A 19,982-nucleotide genomic window follows, 5' to 3' on the forward strand; every position below is an offset into this window, starting at 1 on the left:
CAATGGCTGAGATTCTCGTCCTCGTCGACCACGTCGACGGTGAGGTCAAGAAGGTCGCCCTCGAGCTGCTGACGCTGGCCAACAGGCTGGGCGAGGCCTCCGCGGTATGGATCGGCCCCGGCGCCGACGGTGCCAAGGACAAGCTCGGCGAGTACGGCGCCGCGAAGCTCTACGTCGCCGCCGACGAGGAGCTCACCTCCTACGTCGTCGCGCCGAAGGCCGCGCTGCTCGCGCAGCTCGTCGCCGACAAGTCGCCGGCCGCGGTGCTGGTCTCCGCGACGGCGGAGGGCAAGGAGATCGCGGGCCGCCTGGCGGTCAAGACCGGCTCCGGCGTGCTCACCGACGTGGTGGACGTCGCCGACGGCTTCGTCGCCGAGCACTCCATCTTCGGCGGCGGGATCATCTCGCACGCCAAGGTGCGGACCGGCACGCCGATCATCGCCGTGCGGCCGAACTCCGTCGCCCCCGAGGCGTCCCCGGCCACCCCGGCCGAGGAGGCGGTCTCGGTGTCGCTGTCGGACGCCGACAAGGGCACGAAGATCGTGGAGAAGGTCGTCCAGGAGAAGGGCGAGCGCCCGGACCTGACCGAGGCCGCGATCGTGGTCTCCGGCGGCCGCGGCGTCGGCGGCGCCGAGAACTTCAAGATCATCGAGGGCCTGGCCGACTCGCTCGGCGCGGCCGTCGGCGCCTCCCGCGCCGCGACCGACGCCGGCTGGTACCCGCACGCGTTCCAGGTCGGCCAGACCGGCAAGACCGTGTCGCCGCAGCTGTACGTCGCGGTCGGCATCTCCGGCGCCATCCAGCACCGGGCCGGCATGCAGACCTCGAAGACCATCGTCGCCATCAACAAGGACCCCGAGGCGCCGATCTTCGAGCTCGTCGACTACGGCATCGTCGGCGACCTGTTCCAGGTCGCGCCGCAGCTCACCGAAGAGATCAACAAGCGCAAGTGATCCCGTCCCGACGCCCCGTCCCCGGAACGCTCCGGGGGCGGGGCGTCCGGCGTGTCAGGACCGCGCCGGCCGCGGGTACGGGACGGCCTTCAGCAGCGCCGGCTTGATCATGTCCTGGACCTCGGCATAGGGGACGGTCGTGTCCTCCTCGCCGCACGCCGCCGCGTAGCCGAGCAGCGAGCCGTAGAAGGCGACGCGCACCCCCGACGGCGTGAGCGCCATGCTGACGTCCCCGGTCCTGACGAACGCGGACGGGTTGTCGGTGCCCTGCGGCTGGATCGGCCCGGTGCCGGGGTCGACGTCGCTGTAGCAGTAGGTCCCGTGCGGCAGGTGCGCCTTGATCTTCTGGTCGAGCGGCGCGAGCCCCTGCGCGGTCGGGACGCGGAACAGGCCGGGCGCCCGGTAGGCCGCGCCGGTCCGCAGGTCGACGGTCACGGCCTCGGAGTGGTCCCAGCCGGTTCCGCGCTCGCCCTGCAGGGTGACGCTGTACCAGACCGAAAGCAGCCGGTCGTTGCGCATGAGGATCGCCGGTTTCACGACATCGGTGTAGCCGCCCCTGCCGCCATCGGCGAGGCCCTTGCGAACCTTGGCCCAGCGTTCCTCCAGCGGCGCCCGCAGCGCCGCGTCGATCTTCCGGACGAGCGCGGGCCGCCCGCCCGTGACCGTGACGACCTGCCCCCGCGCCCGGAAGGTCAGCCCGTTGCCGAACGCCTGCTGCGGCACGTTCAGCGCGGTGAGCGCGGCCACGACCGGCTTCGGCCGCGGCTTCTCCTTGGCCTCGGCGACGTAGACGGCCGCGCCGCCCGCCGCCGCGACGACGGCCGCGCCGCCCACGGCCGCCGCGGCGCCCTTGGCGCCGAGCGCGCCGAGGACGCCCTTGCCCGCCGTGGCCGTCCCGGCGGTGCCGGCCCCGGCGCCGGACCCGCCCGCGGCGCCCGCCGCACCGGCACCGGCACCGGCACCGGCCGCGGCTCCCGCGCCGGCACCGCCCGAGCCGAGGCCGAGCGCGGTGAGGGGGAACAGCATCGACAGCGCGGCGGCCGTGCCGGCGAGCGTGCGGACACCGCGCGTCTCCCAGTCCGCGCCGTAGGCGCCGGACGCCGCGGACTCCAGCTCGGCCACGAACGCGGCGGCGCCGGGCGGGCGGTCCCAGGCGCTCTTGGCCAGGCCCCGCTCGATCAGCGGCCGCAGCGGCTCGGGGACGCCTTCGACCGGGATGGGCGCGGTGAGGTGCCGGCCCATCAGCCCGGCCTGGTCCTCGGCGGTGAACGGGCGCCGCCCCGTCACGCACTCGAAGAACACGCACGCCGCGGCGTACACGTCGGTGGCGGGGGAGGCCGGCTCGCCGCGCCACTGCTCGGGCGCCATGTAGACCGGCGTCCCGGACCGCCCGGCCTCCCCGGCCTCCACCGCGATGCCGAAGTCGATCAGCTTGCTGCACCCGTCGCCGCGGACGATCACGTTGGCGGGCTTGTAGTCGCGGTGGACGATGCCGAGGTCGTGCGCGGCGGCCAGGCCCAGCAGCGAGCCCTTCAGCACCGCCAGCGCGGCCTCCGGCGCCAGCGGCCCGCTCCCGGCCAGCACCGCCTTCAGCGACGCGCCGTCCACCGCCTCCATCACGATCGCCGCGCCGTCCGCCGTCTCGACCAGCCCGTACAGGCGCGCGACGAACGGGTGGTGCAGGCGGCGCAGCAGGTCCGCCTCGCCGCGGAACCGCTCGCGGAACTCCGCGTCGTCCGCGAGCGCCCCGGCGAGGTACTTGATCGCGGCGGGCCGCCCCGTCCCGTCGTGCCGGGCCAGGACGACCCTGCCCTGCGCCCCCTCGCCGAGGACCCGCAGCTCGCTGTACCCCGGAACCCGCCAGTCGCCCATGTGCCGCCCCGTCTCTGGTTTTAGAGGCGGTTATACCGGATCAGCGCCTTCGCAACGGCCTCAGTGCCCATGTGGGGGGGCGCCCCCCCACACCCCCCGGGCAAGAGTCGCGGCCTGACCGTCGCCTTCCGCTCCGCTGGCGCTCCGCTCCAAGCGCCGGTCAGGCCGCGACGGGCTCCGGGCGGGTGCCGTTCGGGTCGTCGCCGGGCGCGGGCGCGGGGACCTCGGCGGCGGCGACGGCCGCCTCCGGGGAGTGCGCCGAGACGTCGGAGAGCGACCGCAGCGGCAGGAACCGCGCACCGGCCGCGATCAGCAGCGCCAGCACGACCACCACGCCGACCCCCGCGCGCAGCGACGTCGCGTCCGACAGGAACCCGACCACGACCGGGCCGAGCAGCAGGCCGCCGTAGCCCATCGCGCCGACCTGCGCGACCGCGGCGGCCGGACGGCCCGGCGCGGCGGTCCCGGCCAGCGAGATCGTCGTCGGGACGACCGTGCAGACCACCAGCCCGGTCACGAAGAACCCGGCGATCGCGACGGGCGCGGACGGCGCGAGCACGACGGCCGTCATGCCGAGCGCGGTCCCGAGCCCGGCGCCGGTCAGCAGCCGGCGGGTGCCGAGCCGCATCCGGACCCGGTCGCCGACCAGCCGCCCGAACAGCATCGCCAGCTCGAACATCGGGTAGCCGAGCGCGGCGAGGGCCTGCGAGGCGTGCAGCTCGTCGTGCAGCAGCAGGCCGCTCCAGTCCGCGATCGACCCCTCGGTCATGAACGCGATGAAGGCGAGCACGCCGATGAGGTAGACGGCGGCGGGCAGCCGCCGGGCGGCGCGGCCCGCGCCGGACGCCGCCGGCAGCTCGGCGGCGGGCACCGCGCCGCTGTCGACCGGGTAGGTGTCGGGCAGGTAAGTGCGGCCGAGGAGCAGGCCGAGCGGCACCGCGGCCAGCGCGGCGATCAGCACGGTGGCGGTGAAGCCGAGCCCGGCCGCCGCGGTCGCGACGCCGTACAGGCCGCCGGACATCGCGCCGACGCACCAGCCGGCGTGCATCCCGCTCATGATCGACCGGCGGTACGCCTGCTCGACCACGCTGCCCTGGGCGTTCATCGCGATGTCGGTGATCCCGAAGGTCATGCCGAACAGCGCGACGGCCCCGAGCAGCACCCCGTACGTCGGGGCGAGCGCGACGCCCGCGTAGGACAGCGCGGTCAGCGGCAGCGCGACCCGCAGCGCGCCGCGGCTGCCGGCCCGGGCCATGACGCCGCGCAGGGCCTGCATCGCGGCGATCGCGCCGAGGCCCCAGATGAGGACGACGATGCCGATCTCGCCCTCGTTCGTCCCGAACTTTCCGGCCAGCGCCGGCATCCTGGCCACCCACACTCCGGTGAGCAGGCCCGCCAGCGCGAAGGTCAGGAACGTCCCCGAACGGGCACGGAACAGCATGGTTCACCTCTTTCTCGGCTCGTCACGGGTGCGGCTCGCGGCTGCGAGTCGCGCGTCCGTCGCGTGTCGTGTCGTGTGCGAAGGTCGTGCGGGACGGGGATCCGGGCGTCATGGAACGCTCCAGACCCGAAAGGGGCCGGGAGCGTCTCGGACGGTGCCGGGCCGGGCGCCGGAAGCGGCGCACCGTGTCAGGTCGCCGGCGGGCTACGGCAGGAGCGCCAGCAGCCGCCGTTTCAGCGCCGCGAGCTGCTCCCCGTCGTACAGCTCGGGCGCGTGGCTCACCACTTCCCACAGGCCCTCGGCCGCCAGCCGGACCACCTGCGCGGCGCCCGGGTCCGGATCGTCGCCGGGATCGCGGCCGTGCCAGCGCCGCATCGCCTCGTTCAGCGGCTCGGCCTGCTCCGGATCCGCCGCGGCGGCCGTGATGGCCGACCACCGCCGGTACGCGCGGGCCTCCCCGCCGAGGATCTCGAAGGTCGCCTCGACGTAGGCGCGGGTGTAGGACCCCGGCGTGCCGTCGTCGGCGGAGGCGATGAGGCCGTCGAACTCCTCGATGACCCGCGCCACCATGGCTTTGACCAGCGCTTCCTTGGTGGGGAAGTGGTAGAGCAGCCCGCCCTTGCTGACCCCCGCGCGGTCCGCGACCGCGGCGAGCGTCAGCGCCTGCGTGCCGTGCTCGAACAGCACGGACTCCGCGGCGTCCAGGAGGGCTTCGCGTTTCATGACCATTCCACTGTACCGGCCGGACGGTATACACGCCAACCGCGCGCGCACCCGCCCTATTCCCAGCTCACCGCGTCCCTCCCGCGGCCCGCCGCGCAGCCGCCCGGGCGCCCGCGGGGAACAGCGGCCGCGCGGATACTGTTGTCCGCGTGGTGACCTACCTCGACCATGCGGCGACGACCCCGATGCTGCCGGAGGCCATCGAGGCGATGACCGCGGAGCTGCGCGAGCTCGGCAACCCCTCCTCGCTGCACGCGGCCGGCCGCCGCGCCCGCCGGGTCGTCGAGGAGTCCCGCGAGATCATCGCCGAGGCGTTCGACGCCCGGCCGAGCGAGGTCGTGTTCACCTCCGGCGGCACCGAGGCCGACAACCTCGCCGTCAAGGGCCTCTACTGGGCCCGCCGCGCCGCCGACCCGGGCCGCGTCCGGGTGCTCGCCGGCGCCGTCGAGCACCACGCCGTCCTCGACGCCGTCGCCTGGCTCGGCGACCACGAGGGCGCCACCGTCGAGTGGATCCCCGTCGACGGCCTCGGCCGCGTCCGCCCCGAGGCGCTCCGCGACGCCCTCGGCTCCGGCGACGACGTCGCCCTCGCCACCGTGATGTGGGCCAACAACGAGGTCGGCACCGTGCAGCCGGTGCCCGAACTCGCCGCTGTCGCCCGCGAGCACGGCGTCCCGCTGCACACCGACGCCGTCCAGGCCGCCGGGCACCTGCCCGTCCGGTTCGCCGAAAGCGGCGCGCAGGCCCTGACCATCACCGGCCACAAGCTGGGCGGGCCCGTCGGCGTCGGTGCCCTCCTGCTCGCCAAGCCGAAGGAGCCGCTGTTCCTCGACCCGGTGCCGCTGCTGCACGGCGGCGGCCAGGAGCGCGACGTCCGGTCCGGCACGCTCGACACCCCCGCGATCGCCGGGTTCGCCGCCGCCGTCCAGGCGTCCGTGGCCCGCCGCGAGGCCGAGGCGCGGCGCCTCACCGACCTGCGCGACCGGCTCATCGGGGCCGTCCGCGCCGCCGTCCCCGACGCGATCCTCAACGGCGACCCGGACGACCGGCTCCCCGGCAACGCGCACTTCTCCTTCCCCGGCTGCGAGGGCGACGCGCTGCTCATGCTCCTCGACGCCCGCGGCATCGCCTGCTCCACCGGATCGGCCTGCTCCGCCGGCGTGTCCCAGCCCAGCCACGTCCTCACCGCGATGAACACCGGCCCCGAGCGCGCCCGCGGTTCCCTTCGCTTCACCCTCGGCCACACCTCCACCGAAGCCGACGTGAAGGCCCTCGCCGACGCCATCGGACCCGCCGTCGAGCGCGCGCGCCGTGCCGGCCTGTCCTGACGGCCGGCCCCCGCCGCGAGACGCGGGTTTGACCGTTCTTTGAACGGGGACGGCGTTGCCGTTCGAGGAAGGTGAGATGGCGGCGAAGGACACGGCCCGCGAGGTCGGGCGGCGCGCGGCCGGACACCCCTGGTTCCACCGCCTCTCGCGCGCCGGCCTGGCCGCGCGCGGCCTCCTCTACCTGCTGATCGGCTGGCTGGCCCTGCAGATCGCGACCGGGCACGGCGGCGAGGAGGCCGACAAGCAGGGCGCGCTGCGCACCATCGCGGACCGGCCGGGCGGCTGGGCCGTCCTCTGCCTGCTCGCCGCGGGGTTCGCCGGGCTGGCCCTGTGGCAGTTCGCCGAGGCGCTGTACGGGCGTCCCCTCCCGCAGGGGCGGCGCAAGCGGATGCGGCTGCCGGCCGCCTTCCGCGGGCTCACCTACACCGTGGGATGCGCCGGCACGATCGGCTTCCTCTTCGGGCAGGGCCGAACGTCGAGCGACCAGCAGTCCCGCGCCCTGTCGGCGCGGGCCATGGCCGAGCCCGGCGGCCGCTGGGCGGTGCTCGCCGTCGGCGCGGGCTTCGTCGTCTGGGGCATCGTCACGCTGGTCAACGCGGGGCGCCGCGCCTTCCGCGCCGAGCTCGCGGCCGACGAGATGGGCACCGTGGCGCACTGGATCGTCCAGCCTCTCGGCATGGCCGGCAACATCGCGCGCGGCCTGATCGGCGGCGCCGTCGGCGCCTTCCTGGCCTACGCCGCGATCTCCTACGAGCCGGACCGGGCGCAGGGGCTGGACGGCGCGCTGCGCGAGTTCGCCGCGACCCCGGCCGGCGGCTGGGAGCTCGCCGTGATCGCCCTCGGCGTCGTGCCCCGAGGCCGACAAGCAGGGAGCGCTGCAGACCGTCGCGGGCAAGCCGGGCGGCACCGTGATGCTGTGGCTGCTGACCGCCGGGTTCGCCGGGCTCGCCCTCTGGCGCTTCTCCGAGGCGGCCTTCGGGCAGCCCACCGCCGACGGCCGGAAGGCGACCAAGCGGCTGGTGTCCTTCGGCCGCGGCGTCTTCTACACGGCCGGCTTCGGCACCATGCTGAACTTCGTGCTCGGGCAGGGCGGGAACTCCAGCAACGAGCAGTCCAAGACGTACACGGCGCGCGCGATGGAGCACACCGGCGGACGCTGGCTCGTCCTGGCCGTCGGCATCGGCTTCTTCGCCTGGGGCGTCGGGAGCGTCGTCGGCGCCGTCCGTCGCAGGTTCCTCGAGCGCCTCAACACCGGCCAGATGGGCCCCCATACCCGGACCGTCGTCAAGACGCTCGGGGTCGTCGGCCGCGCGTCCCGCGGCGTCGTCTTCGGCGGTGTCGGGGTCTTCCTCGCCTACGCGGCCATCGCCTTCGACCCCGGCAAGGCCAAGGGGCTCGACGGCACGCTGCGCCAGTTCGCCGGCACCCCGGCGGGACCGTGGCTGCTGGTCGTCGTCGCCGTCGGGCTGCTGGTCTTCGGGGCCTACTCCTTCTGCGAGGCGCGCTGGCGCAAGGTGGAGGCCGTCCGGAACGGCTCCGTGGGCCGGGGCCGGACGGGCCGCGGAGGCGCCCGCTGGCTGCTGCCCCAGGTCCGCTGAGGCGTTACGGCTGGTAGGGCGCGAGGGCCTTCCAGCCGGGGTCGGCGGTCGAGGCGACCTTCGCCTTGCCCTCGCCCCACCCGGCGGCCAGCTGGTCCAGCTCGGCGATCACCCCGGAGTCGGGGTCGGCGTACAGATGGAACACCCGCAGCCCGTCCCCCGTCTCGCGGACGGCGAGGACCGCCCGGTCGCCGAGCTTGGTCAGCTTCTTCTCGAACGCGCGCAGCGCCCCCGCCGACGGCTCGACGGGGAGCCGGTCGGGGTTGGCGTTGGCGTACGGGACGGTGATCGCCACGTGCAGGTCGCAGAGCGGGTAGTCCTGCCGGTGCAGCGGGAACCGGGCGCCGAGCCGGGCCGGGTGCCCGCGCGGCGTGCGGCCCTCGCCGGTGAGCCAGGCGGGCTCGCTGAACGGCTCGGCGATCTGCTCGACGACCGCGGCCAGCATCGACGGCGGCAGCGAGTCGATCGGCGCCTCCGTCGCGATCGAGACCTCGCCGATCCAGCGGGCCACGTCGTCCTCGCCGAGCGCCCAGTCCAGGACGTGCAGGGCGACCGCGACCTGCTGCTCCTCCGACACGAACAAGAAGTCGGGGTGGTAGGCGGTGATGTGCACCCGCGCCCGGTCGGCGTCGGCGCGCATGCCGAGCCGCACGTACTCCAGGTCGAACTCGTGGTCGCCGAGGACCAGGTCCTGCGAGAGCATCTCCGGGTCGGGACGGCGGGCGGGGTGGAACGTCCAGCCGCCGGCCGCCGCGCCGGACGGGGCGGCGCGGAACCAGCGCTCGGCCAGCCCGCGCAGCTCCGGGTCGCCGGCGCCGGTGATCGTCAGCGACGGCGCCCGGTCGTCCGCGCCGCCGATCTCCCACTGCAGGTCCGCGTGGATCCGGTGGACGCGCCGGGACAGCTCCTCGATCGCCTCCGCCGACAGCCCCTCGCCGGGCGCCGGCCCGGCGGCGTCCTCGCCGCCGCCTGACGCCGCCAGCGACGCCTCGATCGTCGGGCGGGCCTGCGCCCACCATTCCCAGAACTCGCTGATCGCGGGCGGCGTCGCGGCGGAGGCCTCGCGCGGGCGGCGGAAGATTCCCATCAGTCGATGCACGAGGAGGACGTCAATGGCCGACGATGGAGCGTCGGCACTCCTCGCTTCTCCTCTCAGATCTGTCGGTGGCGTTCGGTAGCGTCGCGTGACGAAGAGTGTTCGAGGCGGAGGTGGAGATGCGCAGGACGTTCAAGTTCCTGTTGCGGCCCACGGCACGGCAGGTGGGAAGCCTGTCGGCATGCCTTGAGGACCACCGAACTCTGTACAACGCCGCTCTCGAGCATCGACGGACCGCCTACCGCAGTGCGGGCGCAGTGGTCCGGTACGGTGACCAGTCCGCCGAGCTGAAGGACATTCGCGCTGCCGACCCGGACGGACAAGGCCGGTGGTCGTTCTCCTCTCAGCAGGCTACCCTCAGACGCCTTGACCTGGCGTTCGCCGCCTTCTTCCGCAGACTTCGGAGCGGGCAGAACCCCGGACACCCGAGGTTCAGAGGACGCGGGCGATTCGACACCGTCACATGGCCGAAGGACGGCGACGGTTGCCGCTGGGACTCCCAGCCGAGGCATCCCACGGCGACGTTCGTGCGCCTTCTCGGAGTCGGCCATGTCCGCGTCCACCGGCATCGGCCTGTGGCCGGAACCATCAAGACCATCAGTGTGAAGAGGGAGGGCACCCGGTGGTACGTCGTGCTGTCGTGCGACGACGTCCCCACCGAACCGGCCGCCTCGACGGGGACCGCGATCGGGATCGACATGGGCGTCGCCTCGCTGGCCACCACCAGTGACGGCGATCATGTGCCCAACCCGCGCCCTCTCGCCGCGTCCGCGCGGCGGCTCTCCAACGCGCAGCGGGCGTTGGACCGCACGTCTCCCGGCTCCAACCGGCGGCGCAAGGCGGCCCGCCGGGTGGCCGCCCTGCACGCGAAAGTGAGGCGGCAACGGCTCGATCACGCGCACAAGGCGGCGATCGCCCTCGTCCGCGAGCACGATGTCATCGTGCATGAGGACTTGCGGATCGCGAACATGACCCGCTCGGCCCGAGGGACGGCCGAGGTTCCGGGGAGCAAGGTCGCGCAGAAGACGGGTCTGGACAGATCGATTCTCGACGCCGGGTGGGGGGTGTTCCTGACGGTCCTCGCGCACAAGGCTGAAAGCGCCGGTCGAGAGTTGAGCGCGGTAAACCCCGCTGGAACGTCGCGCAGCTGCGCCGCCTGCGGGCATAGCGCCGCGGACAATCGCCTCAGCCAGGCCGTGTTCCGCTGCCGTGCATGCGGGCACGTCGCGCACGCTGACGTGAATGCGGCGGTCAACATCCTCAGGGCAGGGCTTGCCCTTCGTGAGGCTGCGCAAGCGGCCCAGCGAGAAGCCGCTTCCGCCAGGAAGCGGAGGAGTCACAACCCGCCTCATCGTACGCGGAATTGATAACAACCGACCCTCGGACGCCGCGTACGCTCGGAGGCACTATGACTCTGCGCGTACTCGCCGCCATGTCGGGCGGCGTCGACTCCGCGGTGGCCGCGGCCCGCGCCGCCGAGGCGGGGCACGACGTGACCGGCGTCCACATGGCCCTGTCCAGCAACCCCCAGTCGTACCGGACGGGGGCGCGCGGCTGCTGCACCCTGGAGGACTCCCGGGACGCGCGGCGCGCCGCCGACGTGATCGGCATCCCGTTCTACGTGTGGGACCTCGCCGAGCGCTTCCACCAGGACGTCGTGGAGGACTTCGTCAGCGAGTACGCGGCGGGCCGCACCCCGAACCCGTGCCTGCGCTGCAACGAGAAGATCAAGTTCGCGGCGCTGCTGGACCGGGCCATGGCGCTGGGTTTCGACGCGGTGTGCACGGGCCACTACGCGCGGCTGGACGACGGCGTCCTGCGCCGCGGCGTCGACGAGGGCAAGGACCAGTCGTACGTGCTGGCGGTCTGCACGCCCGAGCAGCTCGCGCACGCGATGTTCCCGCTCGGCGACACCACCAAGGCCGACATCCGGCGGGAGGCGGAGCGGCGCGGCCTCCAGGTGGCCGACAAGCCCGACAGCCACGACATCTGCTTCATCGCGGACGGCGACACCCGCGGGTTCCTCGCCGAGCGGCTCGGCAGCGCGCCCGGCCCGATCGTCGACACCGAGGGGACGCGGGTCGGCGAGCACGACGGCGCGTACGCGTACACGATCGGGCAGCGCAAGGGCCTGCGGCTCGGCGTCCCGGCGCCGGACGGCAAGCCCCGCTACGTCCTGGACATCTCGCCGGTCACCAACACCGTCACCGTCGGCCCGCGCGAGGAGCTGGACGTCCACGAGATCGTCGGCGAGCGTCCGGTGTGGCTCGGCGAGGCGCCCGCCGGGCCGTTCGCCTGCCACGTCCAGCTGCGGGCGCACGGCGAGGTGCACGCGTGCACCGCCGAGCGGGACGGCGACGGGCTGCGCATCCGCTTGGCCGCACCCGCGCGCGGCGTCGCGACGGGCCAGGCGGCCGTCCTCTACGCGGGCGACCGGGTCCTCGCGTCGGCGACGATCGCCGAGACGGCCCGCGTCCCCGCTTGACGCGCACCCCCTGATCATGCGTTGACTTGCCGCGAGTCAATGAGCTTTCCGCGCTTGGAGGATGCTGTGGAATTCGGTGTGTCGACGTTCGTGACGGACGACGGGATCGGGCCGGCGGCGCTGGGGCGGGCGCTGGAGGAGCGCGGGTTCGGGTCGCTGTTCGTGGCCGAGCACACGCACATCCCGGTGAAGCGGGAGTCGCCGTGGCCCGGCGGGGACGAGCTGCCCCGGCACTACTACCGGACGCTCGACCCGTTCGTGACGCTGACCGCCGCCGCGACGGCGACCGAGCGGCTGCGGGTCGGGACGGGCATCGCGCTGATCGTCCAGCGGGACCCGATCGTGCTGGCCAACGAGGTCGCCTCGCTCGACCTGGTCTCCGGCGGGCGGGCCGTGCTGGGCGTCGGCGCGGGCTGGAACCGGGAGGAGATGCGCAACCACGGCACCGAGCCGAGGACCCGGATGCGGCTGCTGCGCGAGCGCGTCCTCGCGGTGAAGGAGCTGTGGACGAAGGACGAGGCGGAGTTCCACGGCGAGTTCGTCGACTTCGACCCGGTGTTCTCCTACCCGAAGCCGGTGCAGGACCCGCATCCGCCGGTGCTGATCGGCGGGTCCGGGCCGACGACGTTCGACCGGGTGATCGAGTTCGGCGACGGCTGGATGCCGATCTACGGGCGGGGTACCGACGCGCTCGCCGCGCAGATCGCCGAGCTGCGGGAACGGGCCGGGCGGCGGGTCCCGGTGACGCTGTTCGGCGTCCCGCCGAAGCGGGAGGCGATCGAGGCGCTGGAGAGCGCCGAGGTCGACGGGATCCTGTTCAACCTGCCGACCGAGCCGGCGGACGACACGCTGCGCCGCCTCGACCGGCTCGCGGAACTGCTCTGATCGTCCCGCCGGTAGGGTTCCGTCCGTGACGAGCGACTTCCCGTGGCAGGCGGGCACGGCGACCGGGGTCGGGTCGTATCCGGGGGACGACCCGGCCGAGGCGCTGCGGATCGTGCTCGGGGAGCTGCCCGAGCTGCCGCACCTGCCGGAGCTGCCCGCGCGCGGGCCGGGCGCCGACCTGACCGGGCGGACGGCCGGGCTGCTGGTGGACATGCCGGTGCGGGTCGAGCCGTCCGGCTGGCGGTTCTCCGACCGGCCGGGCCGCGACACGCTGCGCTCCCATGACCATCTCGCCCGGGACCTGGACGTCCTGGAGGAGGTCGCGGGCGGCCACGACGGCCCGTTCAAGATCCAGGTGTGCGGGCCGTGGACGCTCGCCGCGACGATCGAGCTGCGCGGCGGCGACCGGGCGCTGAAGGACCCCGGCGCCGTCCGCGACCTGGTCGCCTCGCTGGCGGAGGGCGTCGCGGCGCACGTCGCGGACGTCCGGCGGCGGCTGCCGTCCGCGCGGGTCGTCGTGCAGCTGGACGAGCCGGGCCTGCCCGCCGCGCTCGCCGGGACGGTCCCGACGGCCAGCGGGTTCTCCCGGCTGCGGGCCGTCGAGGCGCCCGTCGCCGAGGACGCGCTGCGGCAGGTGATCGAGGCGGCGGACGCGTACCCGGTCGTGCACTGCTGCGCCCGGAACGTCCCGTACGGCCTGCTGCGCGGGGCGGGCGCGAAGGCGATCTCGGTCGATCTGGGCCTCGTCCCGAAGCGCGACGACGACGCGGTGGGGGAGACGATCGACGCCGGCGTCGGCCTGTTCCTCGGCGCGGTGCCCGGAGCGGACGCGGCGCTGCCGTCCCTGCAGGCGACGGCGGCGCCGGTGCGGGAGCTGTGGCGCCGGCTGGGCTTCCCGGCCGCGCAGCTGGCGCGGCAGGTCGTGATCACGCCGGCGTGCGGGATGGCGGGCGCATCGCCCCGCTACGTCCGCGATGCCCTCAAGCGCTGCCGCGACACGGCGCGGATGCTGTACGAGGCGGCCGACTGAGCCGCGGCGAAGCCGCAGAGCAAGGGGCGTGCCGCTGGTCATATTGTCGGTGGTGGCGGCGAGAATAGGCGCATGACCACCAGCGAGGGCGTGCCGACGGAAGCGGCTCAGCGGCATCTGGAGCTGAGCGAGCGGATCGACGAGGCCAACTACCGCTACTACGTGCTCGACCAGCCGACGGTCACCGACGCCGAGTACGACCGGCTGATGCGCGAGTTGCAGGCGCTGGAGGCCGAGCATCCCGAGCTGGTCACGCCGAGCTCGCCGACGCAGCGGGTCGGCGCGCCGATCACCACCGACTTCGCGACCGTCGAGCACCTGGAGCGGATGCAGAGCCTCGACAACGCGATGACCGCCGACGATCTGCTCGCGTGGGACGAGCGCGTGGTCAAGGAGGTCGGCGAGGTCGCCGGTTACCTGTGCGAGCTGAAGATCGACGGCCTCGCCATCGCGGTCACCTACGAGAAGGGCCGCCTCGTCCGCGGGGTGACCCGCGGCGACGGCCGCACCGGCGAGGACGTCACCAACAACGTCCGCACCATCGACGCGCTGCCCGACCGGCTGGCCGGCGAGGGCTGGCCCGACCTGCTGGAGGTGCGCGGCGAGGTCTTCCTCCCGGTCGAGGGGTTCGAGCAGGTCAACGCGGTGCAGGTGGAGGCCGGCAAGGACCCGTTCGCCAACCCGCGCAACGCGGCTGCGGGGTCGCTGCGGCAGAAGGACCCGCGCGTCACGGCGCACCGCCCGCTGAGCATGCTCGTCCACGGGTTCGGCGCGTGGGAGGGCGGCGAGCGGCCGGAGAGCCAGTCCGGGGCGTACGAGCTGATGCGCGGGTGGGGGCTGCCGGTCAGCGACCGGTACAAGGTCGTCGGCGGGCTGGACGCGGTCCGCGAGTACATCGCCTTCTACGGCGAGAACCGGCACGACCCCGCGTACGAGATCGACGGCGTGGTGGTGAAGGTCGACCAGTTCTCGCTGCAGCGGCGCCTCGGGTCGACGAGCCGCGCGCCGCGCTGGGCGATCGCGTGGAAGTACCCGCCGGAGGAGGTCAACACCAAGCTCCTCGACATCAAGGTCGGGGTCGGCCGGACGGGGCGCGTCACCCCGTACGGCGTGATGGAGCCGATCAAGGTCGCCGGGTCGACGGTCGAGCGGGCGACGCTGCACAACGCCGGCGAGGTCAAGCGCAAGGGCGTGCTGATCGGCGACACCGTGGTGCTGCGCAAGGCCGGCGACGTGATCCCGGAGATCGTCGCGCCGGTGACCGCGCTGCGGGACGGCTCGGAGCGCGAGTTCGAGATGCCCGCCGAGTGCCCCGAGTGCGGGACGGAGCTGGCGTACGAGAAGGAGGGCGACGCCGACATCCGCTGCCCGAACGCGCAGTACTGCCCGGGGCAGCTGCGGGAGCGGCTGTACTTCGTGGCCAGCCGGAACGCCCTGGACATCGAGGCGCTCGGGTACGTGGCGGCGACGGCGCTGACGCAGCCGCTGGAGCCGAGCGACCCGCCGGTGAAGAACGAGGGCGACCTGTTCCACCTGACGGTCGACCGATTGCTGCCGATCCGCAGCCCCGTCCTCGACCAGCGGACCGGGACGGCGAAGACCGATCCGAAGACCGGCGAGCCCAAGGTGGTGTCGTTCTTCGCGAACAAGGAGGGCGAGCCGAAGAAGACCGTCGAGATCCTCTTCCAGGAGCTGGAGAAGGCCAAGCGGCAGCCGCTGTGGCGGGTGCTGGTGGCGCTGTCGATCCGGCACGTCGGGCCGTCCGCCGCGCGCGACCTGGCCCGCGAGATGGGGTCGATGGACGCGATCGCGAACGCGACGGAGGAGGAGCTGGCGGCGGTGGACGGCGTCGGCCCGACGATCGCGGCGTCGATCAAGCGGTGGTTCGAGGTCGGCTGGCACCGGGAGATCGTGGACAAGTGGCGCGCGGCGGGCGTCCGGATGGAGGACGAGGGCGCGGCGGGGCCCCGGCCGCTGGAGGGCGTCACGGTGGTGATCACCGGGTCGCTGGAGGGGTTCAGCCGCGACTCGGCGACGGAGGCGGTGCAGCGGCTCGGCGGGAAGGTGTCCGGGTCGGTGTCGAAGAAGACGGGCTTCGTGGTCGTGGGCGACAGCCCCGGGTCGAAGTATGACAAAGCCGTCAAACTCGGCGTACCGGTCCTTGGGGAGGAAGGCTTCCGGGTCCTCCTCGCCGAGGGGCCAGATGCGGCCAAAAATGTAACTATGCGCGCGGACGCATGACCCGCCGTGGTTATGCGGCCCCTTACCAGTGTCGCGTTACTCAGGGGTACACTTCAGCTACCCTCAGGTGAGGGGACGGTGCGGAAGGGGCATAACGGAACGTACGCAATCGGTTTCGCGAAGTTGAGCAAAGGCCGTACTCTCCCTCACATCACGACCCACCTGAATCTTCGGACGCACCATCCGGGGGGAGTCGCCCCGGAGTCCGGTGCGCCCGGTGCCGGGGACGGCCCCCCGAACCCCCCGAGGATGTGATGAAGGACCCGAACAACACGCGGAACACGGCCCCCCGCCGCGGCTCCCCGTTGTGGATCTACTTCGTCGTCGTCATCCTGCTCGGCGTCGCCGCGTGCGCCGCCGCGTTCGCCGGGCTGACCGGCGCCGACCTCGACGCGCTCGCCGGCGACCCGGTGTTCTGGATCCTCGGCTGCTTCATCATCTTCGGCGAGCTGCGCCCGATCATCACCCCGGGTTCCACCGAGACCAACGGCGCCACCACCTCCACCACGTTCGCGTTCGCCGCGCTGCTGTACGCCGGGCTGCCCGTCGCCGCCGCGCTCCAGGCGATCGCCGTCGTCACCTGCGGCGTCTTCCGCGGCCGCACCCCGCACCGCATCGCGTTCAACGCCGCCCAGTACACCCTCAGCCTCGGCGCCGCCCAGCTCGTCCTCGCCCTCGCCGGCGACCTCGCCACCCCGTCCGCCACCTGGGTCCCCGACGGCGCCGACCTGCCCGCCATCGCGCTCGCCGGCGCCGTCTACTTCCTCTGCAACGACACCCTCGTCGGCTCAGCCGTCGCGCTGCACGAGCGGGTCTCCCTGGTCAAGGCGCTGCGCTTCGACCTCGGCTACCAGGTCCTGGTGCACCTGGCGCTGCTCGGCCTCGCCCCGCTGATGGTCATCGCGATGGACCGGTCCGCGCTGTTCGTCCCGCTGATCCTGCTGCCGTTCATCGCCGTCTACCTGAACGCCTCCGTCGCCGTCCGGCGCGAGCACCAGGCCCTGCACGACGGCCTCACCGGCCTGCCCAACCGCAAGCTGCTGATCGTCCGGACCGAGGAGGCCCTCGCCGAGGCCCGCGGCGCCGAGAAGCGCAGCGCCGCCCTCCGCCGCGGCCCGGCCGCGCTCAAGCCGGCGCGGCGCCGCGCCCCGGTCGAGGAGCGCGACCAGCGCACCGGGCTGTTCCTCCTCGACCTCGACCGGTTCAAGGAGGTCAACGACACCCTCGGGCACCCCACCGGCGACCGGCTGCTGCAGCTCGTCGCGCACCGGCTCACCCACAGCGTCCGCCCCGGCGACCTCGTCGCCCGGCTCGGCGGCGACGAGTTCGCGGTGCTGCTGCCGTCCGTGCGGGACGAGGCCGCCGCCCGCGAGGTCGCCGCGCGGCTGCGCGCCGCGCTCGGCGAACCCGTCCGGCTCGACGGCATGTCGTTCGACCTGGAGGCCAGCGTCGGCATCGCGCTGTTCCCCGACCACGCCCCCGACTTCGAGCTGCTCCTGCAGCGCGCCGACGTCGCGATGTACAACGCCAAGGAGAGCCGCACCGGCGTCGAGGTCTACTCGCCCGCCAACGACCGCAACTCCCCGGAGCGGCTCACCATGCTCGGCGACCTGCGCCGTGCCATCGACAGGGCCGAGCTGGAGCTGTTCTACCAGCCGAAGGTGTCGCTACGGGACGGCCAGCTCGTCGGCATGGAGGCGCTGCTGCGCTGGCGCCACCCCGACAAGGGCCTCCTCGAGCCCGAGGCGTTCCTGTCGATCGCCGAGCAGACGTACCTGATGCGCTCGATCACCCACCACGTCGTCGAGGCCGCCCTCGCCCAGACCGCCGCGTGGTGGCGCGAGGACCTCGCCGTCCAGGTCGCGGTGAACGCCTCCGGGCGCGACCTCCTCGACACCGGCCTCACCGAGACCATCGAGGAGGGCCTGCTCGCCCGCGGCCTGCCCGCCGCCGCGCTCCAGCTGGAGATCACCGAGCGGATCCTGATGAACGAGCCGGCCTACGCCTCCGACACCGTCGCGAAGCTCGCCGAGCTCGGCATCCCGCTCAGCCTGGACGACTTCGGCACCGGCTACTCCTCGCTCGTCCGGCTGAAGCGCCTCCCGGTCGAGGAGATCAAGATCGACTCCTCGTTCGTCGGCCGGCTCGCCGAGTCCACCGACGACGCGGTGATCGTCCGCTCGATCGTCGACCTCGTCCGCACCCTCGGCCTGCGCTCGGTCGCCGAGGGCGTCGAGGATCCGCAGACCGCGCGCATGCTCCGCGAGATGGGCTGCGACGCCGCCCAGGGCTGGCACTTCGGCCGCCCCATGGACGCCGACACCGCCACCGACTGGCTCCGCCGCAACGTCCAGCGGGCCCCCGAACCCGCCGCGTAGCCCTCAGTAGCGGCGCCGAGCCTCGTAGCCGGGTCCTCGTGGTAGCGAACGGGCGCCGCGATGGACGCTGCGGAGCAAAGCGTTCGGGTGGTGGGGGCTCGGCCAATAGGATGGCCGTATCCAATCGATCGCAGGAACGGTATCTCATCATGTCCGCCATCACCCGTGACGAGGTCTCGCACCTCGCCCGGCTGTCCCGGCTGGCGCTCGGCGACGATGAGCTCGACCATCTCGCCGCCCAGCTCGACCAGATCATTTCCGCGGTCGCGCGGGTGCAGGAGGTCGCCGCGGAGGACATCCCGCCCACCTCGCACGCGCTGCCGCTGACCAACGTGTACCGGCCCGACGAGGTCCGGCCGTGCCTCACGCCGGAGCAGGCGCTCGCCGCCGCTCCCGCCAGCGAGCAGCAGCGTTTCCGCGTACCGCGCATCCTGGACGAGGAGGCCTGATGGCGGAGCTGTTCCGCAAGGGCGCCGCGGAGCTCGGCGAGCTGATGGCGGCGGGCGAGGTGTCGGCGGTCGAGGTCGCGCGGGCGCACCTCGACCGGATCGCCGCCGTGGACGGGCGGGTCGAGGCGTTCCTGCACGTGGACGCCGAGACGACGCTGGCGCAGGCGCGCGCGGTCGACGAGCGGCGCGCGGCGGGGGAGGAGCTCGGCCCGCTGGCCGGCGTCCCCATCGCGCACAAGGACGTGTTCACCACCACCGACATGCCGACCACGGCCGGGTCGAAGATCCTCGAGGGCTGGCGGCCGCCGTACGACGCGACGGTGACCAGTCGTCTGCGCGAGGCAGGGCTGGTGATCCTCGGCAAGACGAACATGGACGAGTTCGCGATGGGGTCGTCCACGGAGAACAGCGCGTACCAGACGACGCGCAACCCGTGGGACCTGTCGCGCATCCCCGGCGGGTCGTCGGGCGGGTCGTCGGCGGCGGTCGCGGCGTACGAGGCGCCCCTGTCGACGGGCACCGACACCGGCGGGTCGATCCGGCAGCCCGCGGCGGTCACCGGCATCGTCGGGACGAAGCCGACCTACGGCGGATCGTCCCGGTACGGGGTCATCGCGTTCGCGTCGTCGCTGGACACGCCGGGCCCGTTCGCCCGGAACGTGCTCGACGCGGCGCTGCTGCACGAGGCGTTCAGCGGCCACGACGCCATGGACTCGACGTCGATCGACCGGCCCGTCCCGAACGTGGTGGAGGCGGCGCGCAGCGGCGACGTGGACGGCCTGCGGGTCGGCGTCGTCAAGGAGTTCGCCGGCGACGGCTACGAGCCGGGCGTGTCGGCGCGGTTCACCGAGGCCGTGGAGCTGCTGGAGTCGCTCGGCGCGAAGGTCGTCGAGGTGTCGTGCCCGCACTTCGCGTACGCGCTGCCCGCCTACTACCTGATCGCGCCGTCGGAGGCGTCGTCGAACCTGGCGCGGTTCGACGCGATGCGCTACGGGCTGCGCGTCGGCGACGACGGCACCCGCAGCGCCGAGGAGGTCATGGCGCTGACCCGCGCGGAGGGCTTCGGGCCCGAGGTGAAGCGGCGGATCATGCTCGGCACCTACGCGCTGTCGTCGGGCTACTACGACGCCTACTACGGCAAGGCGCAGCAGGTCCGCACGCTGGTCAAGCGGGACTTCGACGCGGCGTTCGAGCAGGTGGACGTGCTGGTCTCGCCGACCACGCCGACCACCGCGTTCCCGATCGGGGAGCGCGCGGACGACCCGATGGCGATGTACCTGGCCGACCTGTGCACGATCCCGGCGAACCTGACCGGCAACGCCGCGATCTCGGTGCCGTGCGGCCTCGCGGACGGCCTGCCGGTCGGCCTGCAGGTCATGGCGCCCGTCCTCGGCGACGACCGCGTCTACCGGGTGGGCGCCGCCGTCGAGCGGGCCCTGGAAGAGCGCTGGGGCGGCCCGCTGCTGGCCAAGGCCCCCGAACTGGCGGAGGCGAAGTGAGCAC

General features: G+C 73.6%; 15 protein-coding genes and 1 pseudogene. 12 read left to right on the forward strand and 4 right to left on the reverse strand.

The window, feature by feature from the left end; translation table 11 throughout:
• The first annotated feature begins 2 nt into the window (after nt 1-2).
• On the forward strand, nt 3-953 hold the full coding sequence (locus tag F8568_RS02850) for an electron transfer flavoprotein subunit alpha/FixB family protein (protein WP_151591052.1): 951 nt from the start codon (nt 3-5) through the stop codon (nt 951-953).
• Nucleotides 954-1,007: 54 nt separating this feature from the next.
• On the opposite strand, the gene F8568_RS46550 is transcribed toward F8568_RS02850, so the two are convergent.
• The 3 genes from F8568_RS46550 to F8568_RS02865 form a co-directional block, all read right to left on the reverse strand.
• Nucleotides 1,008-2,825: a serine/threonine-protein kinase gene (locus F8568_RS46550; RefSeq protein WP_202124416.1), complete on the reverse strand. Its 1,818-nt coding sequence runs from the start codon at nt 2,823-2,825 to the stop codon at nt 1,008-1,010.
• Between the two features lie 160 nt (nt 2,826-2,985).
• Entirely contained in the window at nt 2,986-4,266 is a 1,281-nt protein-coding gene (locus F8568_RS02860; RefSeq protein WP_151591054.1) for an MFS transporter, read from the reverse strand.
• Nucleotides 4,267-4,470: 204 nt separating this feature from the next.
• The gene (locus F8568_RS02865; protein ID WP_151591056.1) at nt 4,471-4,989 is read right to left on the reverse strand and encodes a TetR/AcrR family transcriptional regulator; all 519 of its coding nucleotides are present in this window, start codon (nt 4,987-4,989) and stop codon (nt 4,471-4,473) included.
• Between the two features lie 152 nt (nt 4,990-5,141).
• On the opposite strand from F8568_RS02865, the gene F8568_RS02870 reads away from it, so the two are divergent.
• From F8568_RS02870 to F8568_RS50915, 3 genes and pseudogenes are all read left to right on the forward strand, one after another.
• Nucleotides 5,142-6,317: a cysteine desulfurase family protein gene (locus F8568_RS02870; RefSeq protein ID WP_151591442.1), complete on the forward strand. Its 1,176-nt coding sequence runs from the start codon at nt 5,142-5,144 to the stop codon at nt 6,315-6,317.
• A 76-nt stretch (nt 6,318-6,393) separates the two neighbouring features.
• Nucleotides 6,394-7,065: pseudogene (locus tag F8568_RS50910) on the forward strand (DUF1206 domain-containing protein); the annotation flags it as partial.
• 163 nt (nt 7,066-7,228) lie between these two features.
• Nucleotides 7,229-7,915, forward strand: a complete 687-nt coding sequence (locus F8568_RS50915; protein ID WP_407924451.1) for a DUF1206 domain-containing protein — start codon at nt 7,229-7,231, stop codon at nt 7,913-7,915.
• 4 nt (nt 7,916-7,919) lie between these two features.
• On the opposite strand, the gene F8568_RS02890 is transcribed toward F8568_RS50915, so the two are convergent.
• On the reverse strand, nt 7,920-9,002 hold the full coding sequence (locus F8568_RS02890; RefSeq protein WP_151591060.1) for a DUF695 domain-containing protein: 1,083 nt from the start codon (nt 9,000-9,002) through the stop codon (nt 7,920-7,922).
• A gap of 107 nt (nt 9,003-9,109) precedes the next feature.
• On the opposite strand from F8568_RS02890, the gene F8568_RS02895 reads away from it, so the two are divergent.
• The 8 genes from F8568_RS02895 to gatA all read left to right on the forward strand — a co-directional run bounded on the left by F8568_RS02895 (nt 9,110) and on the right by gatA (nt 19,978).
• A complete protein-coding gene (locus tag F8568_RS02895; protein WP_328600697.1) occupies nt 9,110-10,378 on the forward strand; it encodes an RNA-guided endonuclease InsQ/TnpB family protein in 1,269 nt (422 codons plus the stop codon).
• Nucleotides 10,379-10,419: 41 nt separating this feature from the next.
• On the forward strand, nt 10,420-11,496 hold the full coding sequence (mnmA, locus tag F8568_RS02900; protein WP_151591063.1) for a tRNA 2-thiouridine(34) synthase MnmA: 1,077 nt from the start codon (nt 10,420-10,422) through the stop codon (nt 11,494-11,496).
• 66 nt (nt 11,497-11,562) lie between these two features.
• On the forward strand, nt 11,563-12,381 hold the full coding sequence (locus F8568_RS02905) for an LLM class F420-dependent oxidoreductase (protein WP_151591065.1): 819 nt from the start codon (nt 11,563-11,565) through the stop codon (nt 12,379-12,381).
• Between the two features lie 25 nt (nt 12,382-12,406).
• Nucleotides 12,407-13,411, forward strand: a complete 1,005-nt coding sequence (locus tag F8568_RS02910; RefSeq protein WP_151591067.1) for a methionine synthase — start codon at nt 12,407-12,409, stop codon at nt 13,409-13,411.
• A 72-nt stretch (nt 13,412-13,483) separates the two neighbouring features.
• Nucleotides 13,484-15,652 carry an NAD-dependent DNA ligase LigA gene (gene ligA / locus F8568_RS02915; protein WP_151591069.1) on the forward strand — a complete coding sequence of 723 codons (2,169 nt, stop codon included), beginning with the start codon at nt 13,484-13,486 and terminating at the stop codon, nt 15,650-15,652.
• Nucleotides 15,653-15,906: 254 nt separating this feature from the next.
• A complete protein-coding gene (locus F8568_RS02920) occupies nt 15,907-18,030 on the forward strand; it encodes a putative bifunctional diguanylate cyclase/phosphodiesterase (RefSeq protein ID WP_151591071.1) in 2,124 nt (707 codons plus the stop codon).
• A gap of 149 nt (nt 18,031-18,179) precedes the next feature.
• Nucleotides 18,180-18,479, forward strand: coding sequence for an Asp-tRNA(Asn)/Glu-tRNA(Gln) amidotransferase subunit GatC (gene gatC / locus F8568_RS02925; protein ID WP_151591073.1), 300 nt, complete (start codon nt 18,180-18,182; stop codon nt 18,477-18,479).
• Entirely contained in the window at nt 18,479-19,978 is a 1,500-nt protein-coding gene (gene gatA, locus F8568_RS02930; RefSeq protein ID WP_151591075.1) for an Asp-tRNA(Asn)/Glu-tRNA(Gln) amidotransferase subunit GatA, read from the forward strand. The genes gatC and gatA overlap by 1 nt, the downstream gene beginning before the upstream one ends.
• The last annotated feature ends 4 nt before the right edge of the window (nt 19,979-19,982 follow it).

It is taken from the genome of Actinomadura physcomitrii, from assembly GCF_008923205.2.
GTDB classification, from domain to species: domain Bacteria; phylum Actinomycetota; class Actinomycetes; order Streptosporangiales; family Streptosporangiaceae; genus Spirillospora; species Spirillospora physcomitrii.